Source organism: Shewanella corallii, from assembly GCF_023349125.1.
Classification (GTDB): Bacteria; Pseudomonadota; Gammaproteobacteria; order Enterobacterales; family Shewanellaceae; genus Shewanella; species Shewanella corallii.
The window spans coordinates 137,361-153,828 of the sequence record NZ_JAKIKT010000009.1; the positions used below are offsets into that span (position 1 = coordinate 137,361).

Here is a 16,468-nt window from a genome sequence, read left to right on the forward strand (position 1 = left end):
CCAGCTTCAATCGAGCCACCACATGTCTATACAATCCCTGTTGACCGCCGCCATTACCAAGCGACAGCACTTTCTTACCCAGGCAGCCGCCGACAACACCAACTGCTATCGCGTATTCCATGGCACAGTGGAAGGCATCAATGGCTTGAACATCGACCGCTATGGCGATAACTGGCTGGTACAGACTTTTCATACCAGCCTGACAGAGGACGAGCTTGATGAGATCTCCCAGATCCTCAAGGCGCAGATAGCATTACCAGTGATCTACAACGACAGATCCGGCAACCACTCCAGAGTCAGTAACAGCCTGACAGATGAAGAAACCGGTGACGCAGAGCAGGAATCCCTGATGCAGGAGAATGGCATCTGGTTTACCTCCAAAATGCGTCATGAAGGGCAGGACCCTTTGCTGTTTCTGGATATGCGAATTGGCCGTGAATATGTGCGCCAGCACAGTCTCAACAAACGGGTGCTGAATCTGTTCTCATACACCTGTGGTATAGGCACGGCTGCTGCTGTGGGTGGTGCCGACAAAGTAATGAATATCGACTTTTCCTCCTTTGCACTTGCAGCCGGGCGTCGCAATGCCGAGCTGAACCAGGTCAGTGAGCGCTGCGAATTTGTGCAAAGTGATGTGTTTCCGGCGCTCAGACAGTTGGCCGGATTGAATGTCGGTGGGCGCCGTGGTCAGCGCCTGCCAAAATACCCGAAATTGCCACGCTCCCAGTTCGACCAGGTGTTTCTGGACCCACCCCGATATGCCAAAAGCCCCTTTGGTATTGTCGACCTGATAAACGACTACCAAAGCCTGCAAAAGCCTGCCGTATTGGCAACTGCAGCAGGTGGCACTCTGGTGTGCTGTAACAACGTCGCCAAAGTGGATAAACAGGTGTGGTTTGACGCTCTGCTCCGCTGCGTGCAGAAACAGGGACGTGAAGTCGTCAGCCACGAGTGGCTCGACTGCCATGAGGATTTCCCGTCATTTGATGGCAATCATCCACTGAAAATTGTGGCGCTGACACTGGATTAACAGGCCAGGTTTTAGCTGTTATAAGGTTTGCTGATATTGCCTCGGGGTCAGGCCAAACAGCTGCTTGAATCTGGCCGCGAATCTGGACTCAGACTGATAACCACAGGCCAGGGCAATATCCAGCTGAGATCTGGACTCCTGCATCAAAGACAACGCATGTACCATGCGCACTTCTGCAAGCAAATCTCTGAAGCTGGTGTGCTCTGCCGCCAGCTTACGTATCATGGTCGCTCTGCTCATATTGAAGTGCAGAGATACCTCTTCCAGCTTATGCTCACGACCAGGCTCTACGGCAAAGTAACGACTCAGCCGCTCCCGCAAAGATTCATTGGCACTGGGGAACAAGAACCCCAGTGCACGCTGCGACCTAAGCTCAGCATAGAGCGCAAACAGCATCTGCTGCTGGGCAGTGTGACTCAGCGTTGGCATCGCAAATATCGCCTCAAACAACCAGGCCAAGCTGTCAGTCACAGCGGTGGACGGCGGCGTTTGCGTTGAGATAGCACCTTCACCCTGCAGCAACCATTCCTCGGGCGGTGACGTCAGCAAGCCCAAACACCGGGAGTGAAACTCAGTAGCGCCGGGCTCATTAACAAAAGTCAGGTACTGACCGGCAGGCACGAGCAGCCACTCCCGCCGGGAAAATGCCAGCTCCTGCTCGTGCCACCAAAGGTTCTTCTGGCCTTTATCCACCCAGATAATGGTAGGCACATGTATCAGCACATTGCGCAGTGGCTGAGGCTGTACGCCGGAAAACACACTGGTCTGAATAGGTTTACGGCTCATCATGTTCTCGTTGCTGGGCGAACCCCGTATCAGGGGTTCACATAAGTCGCGGTCAAAGTGGCTTTATCCAATGCCTTGGCATTGAGCATATAACCCACCAGCGCTGCTGATGCATTGGCAGGCAGTTCCAGTTTAGCGTCCGGCAAAGCCCATACAGTGAACTCATATCTGTGCATACCATCTCCCGCTGGCGGACACACACCACCAAAGCCTTTACTGCCATAGTCATTGGTCAGCTCATCGGCGCCTTTAATATGACCTGATGCATCGCGCTTGATACTGTGAACCTTGGCAGGAATATTCACTACCTGCCAGTGCCACCAGCCGCTGCCAGTTGGCGCATCAGGGTCATAGGCGGTAATCGCAAAGCTTTTAGTGCCCTTGGGTGCCCCCTGCCAACTCAGCTGTGGGGACTGATTATCGCCACTGCAACCAAAGCCGTTATAGGCATAGGTGTTGGCCATACGTGAACCTTCCTGAATATCCTGACTGGACAGAGTCATGGCTGAACTGGCAAAGGAAACCATGGCCAGCAAAGGCAGTAAATATCTCGCTTTCATCTTGTGTCCTCCTATATTTGATGGACACAGTGTAGAGAGATGAAAACCACCAAACACAACAAAAAGGCTCAATATAGAGTCAATTTAAACCACTATTGAGACTTTGTGTAACTTCGGCGAAAAACTTAAGGGATTTGGTTGGAAGGGAAGAAAACAACATAAATCTTTAGAAAAAATCGAACCCACCACAGCTCATGACATCATGCTCAATTTTCTCAGAGTTGGCTCCCCGTCAATACTGGCAGAAAGACGATCTCACTGAAGCTCAACTGCAATCTGCCCGAGGCTCTGACAAAGCCGCTGAACCGTTTCAGTCCATGAGCGTAGCAGCGCTACGTGATTGGCTGAGGCGGTGAAAGCAATGCAGTCAGAACGCTGGGCAGGCAGCAGTTACCTCAGAGGTTTCCGGCGTTAAACTCCTTCTGAAAATACAAAACCTTCTGCAAATACCTTCTCGCCTCAGCTTTGGGATGCTCAGTAGTCAACGCGTTATACACCTGAGTCGGCGACATGGCATTCAGCTCTCGCATCGCCTGCTTACGGTCACTGTCAAAGGTCGACAGTACACCGCCCGTCCCGCCGTTGTATGCAGATATCATAGAGTAATGTTTGGTCGTAGGGTTGCTCACATCCCTTAAATAACGATTCTTCAGGATATGGAAGTAAGCGGCACCTGTGTCGATATTATTGGCCGGATCAAACAGGTAGTCCCGGGTAGGAATATCATTTCTGTTTTTTACCAACTTAAACACATCTGCCCCGGCAGTCTTGGGGATCACCTGCATCAATCCATAGGCCCCTGCATGGCTCACTGCATAAGGGTTGAAACTGGACTCGGTTTTAATGATGGCGTAAATCAGGTCTTCGTCGATTTGATAACGTCGGGACGCCTCACGGATCAGGTGAGCGTACTGGTACTCACGCTGGCTCAGGTGATCCTGCACCATATCAATTTCAACATAGTAGGCATGACCTTTTTTCAGCTGCTTCATGGTTAGCTTATTGGCCAGCAAAAACTCAGCAAAGCGGTTGGCCCGCCACTGCCACTCGATAGGTTTCCCATCATGATCCACCACCTGCCCCAGCAGAAATGGCTTACCGGATACCACGACTTTTTTGTCGCTGAAAAGGTCCACCTTGGAAGGATCTGATGGCATCAGCAGGGTTTCGATAATGGCATTTTTTAATCTGGCTTCAGGCTGATAACGGGCTACAGTGCTGACCCAGATTTTGCCTTTATCAAAGTCAATATGGGCACGGGTGCGATAACCATCGATGTACTTCACATAGTGATGCTTACTGGCCACCATATAATCATCATCGCCCCACTCTTTCTTAACCTGAGTGGCGAAATATTGAATCAGCTTTTCAAAAGCTTCTCTGTCTTTGGCGGGGACAGCAGGTCTGCTGCTTCCACTGTGTGCAGTGTTATTGGCAGGCGATTCACATACGCAGGTGACAGGCTGTTGTGCACAGGCGGACAACAGCAGAGGAAACAACAATAGCCAGAGCTTTTTCAAAACAGGGGTCATCTCTCAACAAAAACGGGCCGCAATTATCCATATGCGACCCGCTGTTGAACATTATGAAACGACTGAATTTTGAATTCGGCCAAGCAATTACTTCAAACCTGCTCCTCAATACTCAATCTCTTGCGTACCTGTTTCTCTCCAAACGCTTCCATCCAGTATTTAAGCAGTACCGGATTGGTTTGCTCCGTCGGATTCTGCAGGTTCCAACTACCCTTCCATATCCCGTCGGCAATCAGGTGAGTCACCGCACTCTCAATGGCAGCCGATACGGACAAACTCACAGGTTCATTGGTAGTGAAACCCGCCTCGCCTTCCAGCAACTCCTGGGCGTCAATAAACTTAAATACCCCGGTTGTCACTTCAAGGGACAGCACAGATTTAGTTGTAGTGACGTTACTCAGCATACGACCGGTGCGGATATCAACCGCTCGCAGATTCACAGTCACAGTGTCTACCCGGAACTGGGTCGAAGCGCCAATTCCCAGATATCTTGCACCTGCGCCGCCGGTTCTCAGGTTGGTGTCGTAGGCAACTATCCCCCCTTCCAGCAGGATTTGCGCGCTGTTCAACTGAGGCAGCTTGCCACCATCACCATTCAGTCCGGCACGAACAATTTTGCGCTCAGTCAGCAGGTTCTGAAGCCCTTCTCGCTCAACCGGAATAAACCAGTTTGAATCACTCAGCGCTTTCGCCAACAGGGCGGTACCACTTTGAGGAACTGCGGTTGAAAAGTTACTGGAGGGGATAGGCTTGTACTGCCCGGTTTGATCTCTGAAGTCATAGACCGCAGCGACAATTGCCCCCTGCGGGGATGGCAATTCAGTCAAATCAAAGTAGGTTTGCCCTCTGGGCATCAAACTGGACGAATGCTCGATCTCTTCGAGCATATCTGTGGTTGAGCTGCAGCCTGCCAACGCCAGCACTGCCAACACAGGGAGCCAATATTTCATATCAACCTCCCTCCGAGATCAGGCCACCGACCTCAATCACTGTGGTTTCGCCCGTGGCAATATCAAGAATATGAACCAGCAAAGAACCATCTTCGTTGACCACATTAATTTCAAAATCATCGGTGCGCAGATAGCCTTCTCCACCGTTGGCGGCGTCGTTAAACAGCTGGCTCATCAGCCGGGATTCCAGAGAGCTGGCCAGACGTTCAAGTGCGGTAGGCGGCACATAACCACTGCCTGAGTTATTGTCGTTCTGGGCAGAAGCATTTTGCATCAGGTAGGAGCCATTCAGCGGGTTACCACCAAATGCCGGGTTGACCGGTGTGTAGGTCAATTGAGTCGCCGAAGTGGCGGACGAGGCCAATAAACAGCTTAATGCCAACATCCTTATTGAGTGTTTTCTTGTCATCCCTGTCACCCTTATTCTTGTTGTTAAAACTGAGTCCTAAAACTCATCTGCCGCCAGATCCGGATCCATCAGCGAGGACCAGGCAGCTTGATCTCTTTGTTGTCTTAAAACTTTATCTACGTATGAAGCAGCAGATTTAGCCTGCGCATCAATGTTTCTGCTGGCGGGGGACACCACAGTCACAAAGACAGGTTTACGGTTGTGGAGTATGGTCATGCGGGAGCCATTACGGGCTGAAGCCTGCTCCTTTATGGTCAAACCATCATGATCTGTCATGCCACCGATATTGCGGTAATCCATCACAAACTCTTTGTAGAATCTGTGCCCAAAGCGGGTCATGGTGCGGTTGAGGATCAGGCCATCAATCAGGTCTGATTCAATTTTGGGTTTGTTATCGCTGATATCCTGGACAGGAGTCTCTTTGACACTGATATGAGTATCTGTGCTCTTAGCTATCACAGGACAGCAAACTGCCACAAACAAGATTGGAAAAAATAGATAAAAACGAGCCATTACCACCCAACATCCTTGCTTTGAGAGACGCCTGAACCATGGCGAATCAGCGGTATCAATTGCGCAACAATTGTAATCAAATTGAGCGTAAGCAACAACCAGGAGCGATTGATTTCACTGACAAAAGGGAGCCGAAGCTCCCTTATCGTCAAGACTCAACTCAGGTGATTAGAAGCTCTGAGTTCCCTGAGTGATGGTTACGGTGTTACCCATACCATTGGTGTTCACAGTGGCAAGGTTGTAGGAATCGTGCTGAGTCACAGTGACAGTGTTGTTGTTACTGCCAAATGCATTGCCAATAGAGATGTCAGCAGTCTGGCCAATGCCAAACTGATCGACTGTTACCAGGGCATCATCACCGTTGACATACACATCAGCGTTGTGACTGTTACCAGTCTGATCAATCCATACTTCACTGCTAAAGCCATTCGCGGCTTCCACTGAGGCGTAGTTAAATTCGCCATCTTGAGCAATATCTACCACGGCATAGCTGAAAGCCACATCAGCATAAGCCTGGTTATTGTCACCTTGCTGGTTGATAGTCAGCATATTGTTGTTGCCACGAGTGCCTGCACCGTAGCCAGGAGCACCGAGGGAAGAGCCATCATTCTTGGCTGTGATGCTGTTGCCGTCACCGTTTTGAGTCAGGTTGATATTGTTGTTATCACCCAACTCAGTGGTCGCACCGGCATTATTGGCATTGCCGGTTTGGGTCACGGTGACAAAGTTGCCATAGCTATTGTCTACCTGCTTAACCTGAGCATAGTTGCCCTCACCACCGGATTGAGTAATAGTCGCAGAGTCACCGGTACCACGCTGATCTACATAGATCTCATTACCAGTTTCACCGCTGCCACTTTGAGATGCGATCAGGCTGTTACCAGTCCCCATCTGGGATACTGTGGCTTTGGAGTTTTGGTCAATCTGAGTCAAATCAACTGTGTTATCTGCGTTTTGAGTGATAACGGCCACACTGTCAACACCGCCTTGGGTCAGGGTTATTGAGTTACCACCATTTAGCTGGTCGATGGTAGCTTCAGCTGAGAACCCTTCCTGAGTGGCAACCAGGTTATTGTCTAAACCGGATTGCGTCGCAATCAGTGTGTTTTCATCACCGGATTGAGTAACAAACGCCTTGCTACCATCGGCTTGAGTCACGCTGGCGCCATTAGTGGCGGCTGATTGCAACAGCTCAACGCGGTTGCTATCGCCACTTTGAGCCACTGTTGCGGTATTGTCTGCGCCATACTGATCAACATCGGCATAGTTATAGGAATCCGCTTGGGTCACAGTCGCTGTGTTGCCTGCAGCGGTTTGATCCACATAGGCTTTGTTTTCAACGCCATCCTGAGCCAGGGTGACAGTATTGTTGCGCGCACTTTGGGTAACATAGCCTTCGTTTTCACTTTGAGCCTGGGTCACAGTCGCCGTATTGAATTTAGCGGTTTGCTTAATTTCAGACTTGTTGGCTGAACCCGACTGCATCAGCGTAGCCGTGGTGGTATCAGAATTGGCAGCATGACTATAGTTGGCAGTGTTTTGATTGATCACACCTTGGTTGCCATCGCCAGTCTGAGTCAGGGTCGCATCCGCACCATCAGACACACGCTGGTTGATAGTCGCAGTGTTACCGGCACCCACATTTTGCGTGACTACAGCGGTGGCGTTATCAGACAGAAAGTTATCGATAGTGGCGGTATCACCATTACCATTCTGATTGATCTGGGAGTAACCACCGTCAGCATTTTCCTGGGTTATTGTGGCGGTATTGCCTGACGCGATTGCGCCCATAGTACCTTGGTTAATTTCTGCCTCAGCACTACCTTCGGTACGCAATTTCTGAGTAATAGTCGCACTGTTGGAATCGCCATAGGTGTTGATGTCAGCACTTGCTGTGGCAACATTGGCGCGCTGAGTAATATTGGCTGTGTTGTCGTTACCCTCTTGAGTTGCAGTAGCTGTGGCACTGCCATCAGTATTACGCTGGGTAATATTGTTGGTGTTACCGTCACCCATAGAGGTGGCAAATGCTATCGAGTTAGCAACATTATTTTCCTGCAGCACATTAGAACGGTTGTCTGAACCCTGCTGGTAAAGAGAAGCAGTCGCATCTCCACGAGTGGCGCGCTGGGTCACTGTACCTATGTTGCCATCGCCCTCTGCATAAATGCCCGCATTTGAGCCGCCCACTTCATTTTCCTGCAGAATGGTCGACACATTACCGGTACCCACTTTCTGCTCGATATCTGCAAACGCTTTGCCACCGGCGCCACCTGTATCCTTCTGAGTAATGGTAGCGGTATCGCCATTACCAAGTTGACGCACAAATGCCTCACTGCCAGTGCTGTTCTGGGCCTGGTCTATGGTGGTGGTATTATTATCACCAACCTGAGTTACATCGGCTTTATTGTCTACTGGTGTAGTAGCAAACGCAGCGCCACTGGTCAGCATGGCAGCAACTAAAATTGAAATATTGGATTTTTTCATTTTCCCTTCTTCCCTTGGTTATTATTCCCTGACGCAAGCGCCAGCATCCTTACTGAAATCCCTGGTTTACCACTGTGTGCTGCTGAGTCCCCCACTGACGGACAGAAACAGCATTACCAAAGCCTCGTTGATTGATTTCTATGTGATTGTTACTGCCGGTTTGATGAATAAAAGCCTGGTTACCAAAACCGGTTTGATTCACCTCGAAATAGAGATTTGAGCCATCCTGTAGCCCGTAGACTCCATTTCCCATTCCCTGCTGCTGGATTACACCCTCAATATCTAAGCCAGATTGAGTCAGCACGGCGATATTCCCGGCACCCGATTGCTCGATCGAGCTATTGATGCTCAAACCTTTTTGGTTCAACAGGGTTAGGTTGTTAAACCCGCTTTGAGAGATGTCGGCACTGAGGATGTCACCGCTTTGAGATACTCTGGCGAACTGGCTGTAGAGGCCCAGTTCGTCAAAGTCACTTAAATCCGGGTGAGCATTAGCGTCTGTAGATAAGGAGGCTGCCAGTAACATCAATGTTGTCAGCCCAAGCCTGAAGTTCAACGTCGCCATCCCTGCTGTTGTTGTTTTTATTGCTGGCTATTATGGAGGGGAGATATACCAAATGGGATACCACCACTGGGTGACTAACGCTTGTCAAAAGGACTATTTGAAAGCGCCAAAATAGAAAAAAGAACTAACAAAAACAAAGAAATATCATCACTTAGAATGACAAAAAGGCGCTATTCAGCGCCTTTAAAGTAGATTTTGTACTAGCCATGGTTGGATAACCATGGCTAGTCGATTACGTATCTAATTGGATTTGCTTAACTTGTAGTGGAAGGTGCTACCTCATCTGACTCAGAATTTACCTGCTCAGACGAAGGTTTTACCTCTTCTTTAGCCAAATTCCGTGCTTCTCGTTTTAGATAGAAGCTGGCCAGTGCCAACATAACCCCGGTTACAGCGGCAATCAGTGCCAACGAGCCAAACCATACAAGTGCCACTATACCCACAGTGCTGCGCCCGACTTCTGCGGCATTGTCTTTGCCGGTTACATACATGGCGATACGGTAAACCTGGTTTTGGTTAATCAAGTGATTAATCTGGGTGTTCAGCAGTCGCTGCTCGTTTCTAAGTTTAAAGATCTGCTCCTCAAACCCGAATACCTGTTGACTGATGCGTTCCAATTCATTGCGCTTGGTAGCTTCATACTCCGCCAGTTCAGCAAGATTGTCTTCCCGCATACCAATAAACTGGTTTTGCTCAGTCCTGGCTTTAGCGACAATAGAGTTTCTCAGGCGGGCATTCTGGTTATAGCGACTTTGGATCTCAGCTTTCTTCTCATCGATACGCTCATTGATATCCTTGATTCGACGGTCATACTTGCTGTTCACAAACTCAATTTGCTGCCTTAGCTGATTCTCCATCAGGGACTGCTTCTCAAGTGCGCCGCCACCGAGATACCCCGTAGTAATGGTGGCCAGCATCTGCTCTTTCTCACGAATAAGCTGACGATATTTGCGCTCCACTGAAGCCTCGGTAAGGAAGCTGGCATCATCCATCTCCCGCTTCATTTCGGCCTTAAGCGCTTCAAGTTCCGCCAGCAACCTTTCTCTTTCATCTTTACTGCCGGAGACGTTACTCACCACGGTACTGGTAAAGCGCTCTTCAATAAGTACTTTCTCTTCGTTCCAATCTTTATAGTAGCCATCGCGGATCGTCATCAGCTCAGCAATTTCCTGCTTAAGCTTGGGCTCAAAGTTGGCATTAATAGAGGTCAGCTGTTGGTTCTTACTGGCCTCAATACGAGCCAGGTTTTCATCCAACACCAACTGAGATTGCTCATCCTCCTGTGCAATCTCTGCCATCAGTTCCTCTTCGGTAAACTTCTGTACATGAGCCCGACGCTTTTCAAGCAGTTCAATCTCAGTGTCTACATTGAGAATTTCGTTCTTACGATTATCAATGGCTCTGCTGAGATTGGAGAAGTTACGCTCGAAACCATTAAGCATGGTTTCAAAGGTAATGATGCAAAGGAAGAATACGAAAAACAGGAAGATACTGCGCCACCACAGGTTACGCGTTGCCATAAAGGCAAATACCAGTGGAATTTTACACAACTCTACCGCAGCCACCAGCAGGAAGGGCAAACCGGCAATCACAATCGCCGAGGCGCTGTCGATAAAGCTGATATTTTCGAAGGTTGAAATTGAATTGAATGCCGATACCGACATCAGGATTGAGATGGTGAAGCCGATCAATACGGCAATTACCTCTACGGTCCACGCAAGGCGGATCAAAAACGTAGAGTAGTACTTAATATTCTGCTGTTCATCTTGCATGCCACAAAACCTTTTTTATGTTCAGGCAGCTGACGGGATCTCCCTATCGACCGATAGAAAAGCTGCTTGTTATTTTACGATCCCGGATGATCGCGTTAAACGGCACATTTCCGGATAAGGTGAGACAGCCACATTGCCATCACCTCTCCAATCGTCACACTTAGGTAAGCACACTCAACAGCAACACAGGTTTGCAGAAAACAACAACGCCCCTGTCTTTCGTTCGATTGAAAACAAAAGACCGCACATTACTCTCAAAACAGGTGTTTGAATCACTCACAGAATCAATGAGCCTGAGAAATTGTAAACACACAGGATCAAATGCTGTCAACGCAACATTTTCAAAACATTTGATTCAAAAATAGTTCAGAAGAGTTCTGAGCGCCAAAGGAAACAAAAGACGACTAAGGGGCAAAAGTAACAAGATACGGGGGAAACGCCATAGAAACGTATTTACTTATCTGTTTCACAAGCAATTTTCAATCACGGCAGATGAACAAAGCCGGATACTGACTTAACCGTCACAGCGCGTAATACCAGTTCTGTCATCAGATTGAACCTTTTTGATAAAATTGTCTGCAGTCGCCCTTCACTTCCCGGATTTCTCTATGCCAGCTTTATATAGAGCCATACCACCCGCTGTTGCTTTAGTCACACTGATGCTCTTCAACCAGGTTTTTGGTAGGTCAGCAGAAGGTAGCATCTCGTCTGTATTTAACCTCTGGGAAGGAATTAACGGGTTGGCATTTATGTTGGCATTTGGATTGGGAGCGCCAGCATGGTTATCACTGACGCTGTCTGCAGCATTCTCACTGCTGGTGTGCATTGCAGGCTACAAACTGGGAGTGAAAGCCCAGACAATGTTCAGGGTTTGAACACCCCAATGATGTCACCACCAGCCTGGTCGCTGACCTGTTTGTCAGTCTGCTTCTCGCGATAGTCACACTCGGTACATTCCACTGTTTCCACACCGTTCTCCATAAACAGCATAATGCTGTCCATCGCCTGACACTTGGGACACCGGGCGCCAGCCACGAAGCGTTTTTTCATTCTGGTCATTGGATTTGCTCCTTTTTTTCGGCCATTTTGCCATACTGGGCGAAAAATCAATACGTTCTATCACATCAGCCAGGATTAACCGGTATAGGATTTCCCCACCCCAGGCCTTTGCGGTAAGATGCCGCCCAATTATGTTCCATCCGGCCAGAATTCCGACCCATGATCACCATTACCGATGCTGAGCTCATTCGCGGCAGCAAAACTCTGTTATCAGAGACCTCACTCACCATCTACCCAGGCCATAAAATTGGACTGGTTGGCGCCAATGGCACAGGCAAGTCCTCACTGCTGGCACTGATTCAGGGAGAGGTCACCCTGGATAAAGGTGAGATAAAAGTACCATCCGGCTGGGCGGTTGCTTCTGTAGCTCAGCACACACCAGCACTGGAAAAGTCGGCGTTGGAGTATGTATTGGATGGTGATAAAGAGTTCCGTGAACTGGAAAGCCAACTGGCTAAGGCTGAGCAAAACGATGACGGTAACGCCATTGCCACTCTGCACGGCAAACTGGACGCCATTGGCGGGTACAGTATTCGTGCCAGAGCCGGTACTTTGCTGGCAGGCTTGGGTTTCTCAGAAAAGCAGCAAAGCAATCCGGTCAAGAGCTTCTCCGGCGGCTGGCGTATGCGCCTTAACCTGGCGCAGGCTCTGCTGTGCCGCTCAGACCTACTGCTGCTCGATGAGCCGACCAACCACCTTGACCTGGATACCATGTACTGGCTGGAAGGCTGGATTAAAGCCTATCAGGGAACCCTGGTACTGATCAGCCACGATCGTGATTTTATCGATGGCATTGTGGATGAAATCGTTCACCTGGAACATCAGAAGCTGAATTTCTACAAAGGTAACTACTCAGCCTTTGAGCGCATCCGTGCCGAGCGCATGGCGCAGCAGCAAGTAGCCTTTGAACGTCAGCAACGTGAGCGTGCTCATATGCAGTCCTTCATCGACCGCTTCAAAGCCAAAGCCAGCAAAGCCAAGCAGGCTCAAAGCCGGGTAAAAGCGCTGGAACGTATGACAGACCTGTTGCCGGCCAAAGCCGACTCTCAGTTCACCATGTCATTCCGTGAACCTGATGCGCTGCCTAATCCCCTGGTCAGCATGGAGCAGGTCTCCGTCGGTTACGGCGATAAAGAGGTGCTGAAAAAGGTTCACCTTAATCTGGTTCCCGGTGCCCGTATCGGGCTGCTGGGTCGTAATGGCGCGGGTAAGTCCACCTTAATCAAACTACTGGCCAGTGAACTCCAGCCAATGACCGGCAAATACGAGACCAATGCTGGTCTGAACATTGGTTACTTCGCCCAGCATCAGATTGATTATCTGCGTATGGATGACAGCCCACTGCAGCACCTAGTGCGACTGGCACCGGATCACAGAGAGCAGGAACTGCGTGATTTCCTGGGTAGCTTCGGTTTCCAGGGTGATATGGCACTGCAGCCGGTCAAGCCTTTCTCTGGTGGTGAAAAAGCCCGTCTGGTGTTGGCATTACTGGTATGGCAAAAGCCCAACCTGCTGCTGCTCGACGAACCGACCAACCACCTAGATCTGGAGATGCGTCACGCCCTCACCATGGCATTGCAGGGGTTTGAAGGGGCCATGCTGATTGTTTCCCACGATCGTCATTTGCTGCGCCTGTCTTGCGACGACTACTACCTGGTTGATGGCGGAGAAGTCAAAGCCTTTGGCGGTACTCTCGAGGATTACCATCAGTGGTTGCTGGACGCTGCCAAGGCAGCCAAGGTGGAAGCCGCTGTAGAAAAACCAACGGACAAGCCGGTGGTTGACAAAAAACTGCAAAAACGGCTGGAAGCAGAGCTCAGACAAAAGCTGTCACCATTGAAAAAACAGCAGGCAAAACTGGAGACCCAGCAGCAAACCTGCAGCGACAGACTGGCAGAGCTGGAAGCCATGCTGGCGGACACCAGCCTGTACGACGCAGAAAATAAAGCCAAACTCACAGCAGTATTGAAGGAAAGGACCGAGCTGACCAATACCCTGGAAGAGAGTGAAATGGACTGGCTTGAACTGCAGGAAACAATTGATATGATGGAGCAGGAAGCCGCCACTGCCGTGCTGCAGTAATCGGCAGGCGTGAACTCAAAGGAGTGTTCACGCCATCTGCTTAAATCAAGCAAGCCTGTTGGGAGCATCAATGACGACTTTTGAACAACGCCTGTGGCAACTCTGTGACCTGCACTACGCCAAGCACAAAGATCTCTGCCTACAGCTGCAAAATCAGCATGGCGTCAACGTCAATCTCCTGCTGCTTGCCTGGTATCTGGATGGCAGGCAGCAAGGACTATCCGGTGAACAGTGGCAACAGATACTGCAACATCTGACCGAGTGGGAAAGTAAGCTGCTACAGCCCTACCGCCGTCTCAGGCAGTTGGGAAAAGAGCAATTGCCTCAGGCCGAATATCGCAAGATGCTGGATGTTGAGCTATCCCTCGAACGTAATGGCCAAAAGCTTGTACAGAAATGGCTGGGGCAACAGTCCATCCAACCTCACAGCCATAACCTGAGTCATTATCTGGCCCTTTACGACCTGGATATCAGCGCCGTTGCAGCCTTTGGCGATCAAACTGAAGCTGTTGCCTGACACTGTGATTCAACTGACTGAGCTTCACACTCCCTCGCCCGCTCAAGCGGGCGATTTTGTTTTCAGCAGTTCACCGGCCAGCCGGGTAGCATTGCGGGCAGTCATACCATAGATGGTCAATTGCGGATTGGCTCCCAGACTGGATGGGAACACAGAACCATCCATCACAGATAAATTCTCCAGATAATGGCTGCGACCATGACTGTCGACCATGGCTAATTGTCTGTCTTCACCCAGAGGGCAGCCGCCCATCACATGCGCCGAAGCGACAACTGTTTTCAGCGGTGCCAGAGACATATCTGCAATCGCTTGCCGGGTCTGCTTCCAGCTGCCCATCATCGCCATTCCCTCGGAAATAGGGAGGACTTTTTGAGCACCTGCGGCAAACTGCAACTCAGCCATCGACGCAAACGCATCCCTCGCGGTTTCCCAGAAAGTATCGGTCAATGGATAGTCCAGCGAAAAGCTGCCGTCAGCCTTTACCGACAACCTGCCCCCTTCCAATTTGGGGTGGAATCCATCTCTGACCAGGGCAATAGTCACCTGCAGTTGATTAAATTGCTCCATCAACTCAGCGTGAGAGCGACCATAGCCTATGGTCTTGGATGCCAGCAGCACAGGATGCAAAGGAGGAACCTCCAACTTGTATCCCGGCTTACCGGCCGCGCCGTCCCGCCAGACAAACTCATCGGAATAGATGGATTGAGGTGCGCCGCTGTGGGCACTGATAGTTTCGTCGAACAAGGCTCCACTAAGCAGGGTTGGATGTAAGAAGGTCCTTTTGCCCAGCAGTTCGTAGGGATCTATCACTCCTGAGCGCATCATCAGTGTCGGAGTGTGAATCGCACCTCCGGCGAGAATATAGTGACGCCCCTTCAGCATCACGCTGGCTCCGGTTGGCTTAAGCTGCTCATTGAGCGCCTGAGCCCTTATACCGAACACCCTATCCTTATGATGCTCTATCTGAACCGCCTTTACCCGGCTGAGCAGAGTGCCGCCTCTGGTCATCATGGCAGGTAAGGTGGTCACCAACATGGATTGTTTGGCGTTAACCGGGCACCCCATACCGCAATATCCGGTATTCCAGCAGGCAGCTACGTTGCGTTTGATAACAGTGTATTCCCAGCCAAGCTGCTCACAGCCCTGTTTTAATTTGTCGTTATTGGCATTGGGCGACAGGGCCCACTCGCGAATGGAGAGTTTGTTCTCCATTGCCTCAAACCAGGGATCCAACTCATTTCGGGACAAACCACTGACAGACTTTTCTGCAGCCCAGAACTCCAGTGTCGGTTCGGGAGTCCGAATAGAGGTGGTCCAGTTAATCGTCGTCGACCCACCAACCGCCCGCCCCTGAAATATACCTATGGCCTTGTCGCTGGTTTTCATTGACGCGGCCTGTTGGTAAAGGTTGGGATAGGCAGTACGCTCTTCCATGTCAAAATCACTGGAGGACTTCAACGGCCCGGCCTCAACCACAATCACCTTGAGTCCAGCTTCAGACAGAATATCCGCAGCTGTCCCGCCACCGGCACCACTGCCAATGATCACCACATCGGCCTCAAGCTGAACATCCTCAGTCATAGTGCTGCCATCCAGATGGTGCCAACCTGCAGCCAGACCTTCAGCAATGGGATCGTTTATCGGCATCTGTGTTCCTTCACTTATATTTTGGGTTTGGAGTAATGCAGAGTGCCCCAGTGTTCCGGGCAGGAGTAGTAGCTGGCCATAATCAGTTCTCGAAGACCGTAATAAGCCTGTTGCTGCATCTCAAGGAAACCATCACGCCAGCTTTCCAGCATCACCACCAACTGCTCAGGCGAGCGCAACAGCAGTGGCGTCATACTGCCTGTCAGCACCAGCACACCAAGGCGATTTTCCAAGCCATCAAGCAGAAGCTCAAGTTCATCACGTTGCGACTGGGGCAACACTGTGAGCGTTTGGCTTATTGCATCCAGCGTGCGGTTTATTGCGGCCTCTCTGGGACTGGACATCCTGGGCAGGGCGCCATCCAGCAAAACAGGCACCAACACGGCAAAAAGGGCTCTGTGACTATCCTCCGCGTCAACGGGCTCCAGCTCGGGTCGGTACAAACTGACACCGAGAGCCAGGGCCGCCGTCGTGGCAAATGCTCCGGTGATAAAGTGTCTTCTTTTCATCGCCTCATCCTTTGGCTACAAAGAGTTAATTAAACATACGTTTTAAATTC

The 16,468-nt window shown here is 50.3% G+C and carries 16 protein-coding genes; 3 read left to right on the forward strand and 13 right to left on the reverse strand.

The annotated features are described in order from the left end of the window. Positions 1–22: 22 nt before the first annotated feature. Positions 23–1,030: a class I SAM-dependent rRNA methyltransferase gene (locus L2725_RS19560; RefSeq protein WP_249250508.1), complete on the forward strand. Its 1,008-nt coding sequence runs from the start codon at positions 23–25 to the stop codon at positions 1,028–1,030. Positions 1,031–1,048: 18 nt separating this feature from the next. Here the strand turns inward: L2725_RS19560 and L2725_RS19565 are convergent, their stop codons facing one another. From L2725_RS19565 to L2725_RS19615, 11 genes are all read right to left on the reverse strand, one after another. Next, positions 1,049–1,819, reverse strand: coding sequence for a helix-turn-helix domain-containing protein (locus tag L2725_RS19565; protein ID WP_249250509.1), 771 nt, complete (start codon positions 1,817–1,819; stop codon positions 1,049–1,051). Between the two features lie 26 nt (positions 1,820–1,845). After that, a complete protein-coding gene (locus L2725_RS19570) occupies positions 1,846–2,376 on the reverse strand; it encodes a YbhB/YbcL family Raf kinase inhibitor-like protein (protein WP_249250510.1) in 531 nt (176 codons plus the stop codon). Between the two features lie 395 nt (positions 2,377–2,771). After that, a complete protein-coding gene (gene mltC, locus L2725_RS19575) occupies positions 2,772–3,896 on the reverse strand; it encodes a membrane-bound lytic murein transglycosylase MltC (protein WP_249250511.1) in 1,125 nt (374 codons plus the stop codon). 104 nt (positions 3,897–4,000) lie between these two features. Further along, positions 4,001–4,858, reverse strand: a complete 858-nt coding sequence (locus tag L2725_RS19580; protein ID WP_249250512.1) for a CsgG/HfaB family protein — start codon at positions 4,856–4,858, stop codon at positions 4,001–4,003. A 1-nt stretch (position 4,859) separates the two neighbouring features. Continuing rightward, the gene (locus tag L2725_RS19585; RefSeq protein WP_249250513.1) at positions 4,860–5,267 is read right to left on the reverse strand and encodes a curli assembly protein CsgF; all 408 of its coding nucleotides are present in this window, start codon (positions 5,265–5,267) and stop codon (positions 4,860–4,862) included. Positions 5,268–5,303: 36 nt separating this feature from the next. Further along, positions 5,304–5,726: a curli production assembly/transport protein CsgE gene (locus tag L2725_RS19590; RefSeq protein WP_249250515.1), complete on the reverse strand. Its 423-nt coding sequence runs from the start codon at positions 5,724–5,726 to the stop codon at positions 5,304–5,306. Between the two features lie 222 nt (positions 5,727–5,948). Continuing rightward, a complete protein-coding gene (locus L2725_RS19595; protein ID WP_249250517.1) occupies positions 5,949–8,267 on the reverse strand; it encodes a beta strand repeat-containing protein in 2,319 nt (772 codons plus the stop codon). Between the two features lie 49 nt (positions 8,268–8,316). Next, entirely contained in the window at positions 8,317–8,832 is a 516-nt protein-coding gene (locus L2725_RS19600) for a curlin (RefSeq protein ID WP_249250519.1), read from the reverse strand. Between the two features lie 254 nt (positions 8,833–9,086). Then, positions 9,087–10,604: a hypothetical protein gene (locus tag L2725_RS19605; protein WP_249250520.1), complete on the reverse strand. Its 1,518-nt coding sequence runs from the start codon at positions 10,602–10,604 to the stop codon at positions 9,087–9,089. A 589-nt stretch (positions 10,605–11,193) separates the two neighbouring features. Further along, complete coding sequence (locus L2725_RS19610; protein ID WP_249250521.1) at positions 11,194–11,430, reverse strand: hypothetical protein; 237 nt, start codon at positions 11,428–11,430, stop codon at positions 11,194–11,196. A 38-nt stretch (positions 11,431–11,468) separates the two neighbouring features. Next, complete coding sequence (locus L2725_RS19615) at positions 11,469–11,663, reverse strand: YheV family putative zinc ribbon protein (protein WP_205407327.1); 195 nt, start codon at positions 11,661–11,663, stop codon at positions 11,469–11,471. Between the two features lie 159 nt (positions 11,664–11,822). On the opposite strand from L2725_RS19615, the gene L2725_RS19620 reads away from it, so the two are divergent. Then, the gene (locus L2725_RS19620) at positions 11,823–13,745 is read left to right on the forward strand and encodes an ABC transporter ATP-binding protein (protein WP_249250522.1); all 1,923 of its coding nucleotides are present in this window, start codon (positions 11,823–11,825) and stop codon (positions 13,743–13,745) included. 70 nt (positions 13,746–13,815) lie between these two features. Continuing rightward, entirely contained in the window at positions 13,816–14,262 is a 447-nt protein-coding gene (locus tag L2725_RS19625; RefSeq protein WP_249250523.1) for a TIGR02444 family protein, read from the forward strand. 42 nt (positions 14,263–14,304) lie between these two features. Here the strand turns inward: L2725_RS19625 and L2725_RS19630 are convergent, their stop codons facing one another. Together L2725_RS19630 and L2725_RS19635 are read right to left on the reverse strand one after the other, a co-directional pair. Beyond that, positions 14,305–15,909, reverse strand: a complete 1,605-nt coding sequence (locus L2725_RS19630; RefSeq protein ID WP_249250524.1) for a GMC family oxidoreductase — start codon at positions 15,907–15,909, stop codon at positions 14,305–14,307. Between the two features lie 14 nt (positions 15,910–15,923). Continuing rightward, a complete protein-coding gene (locus L2725_RS19635) occupies positions 15,924–16,418 on the reverse strand; it encodes a TAT leader-containing periplasmic protein (protein WP_249250525.1) in 495 nt (164 codons plus the stop codon). Between the last annotated feature and the right edge of the window lie 50 nt (positions 16,419–16,468).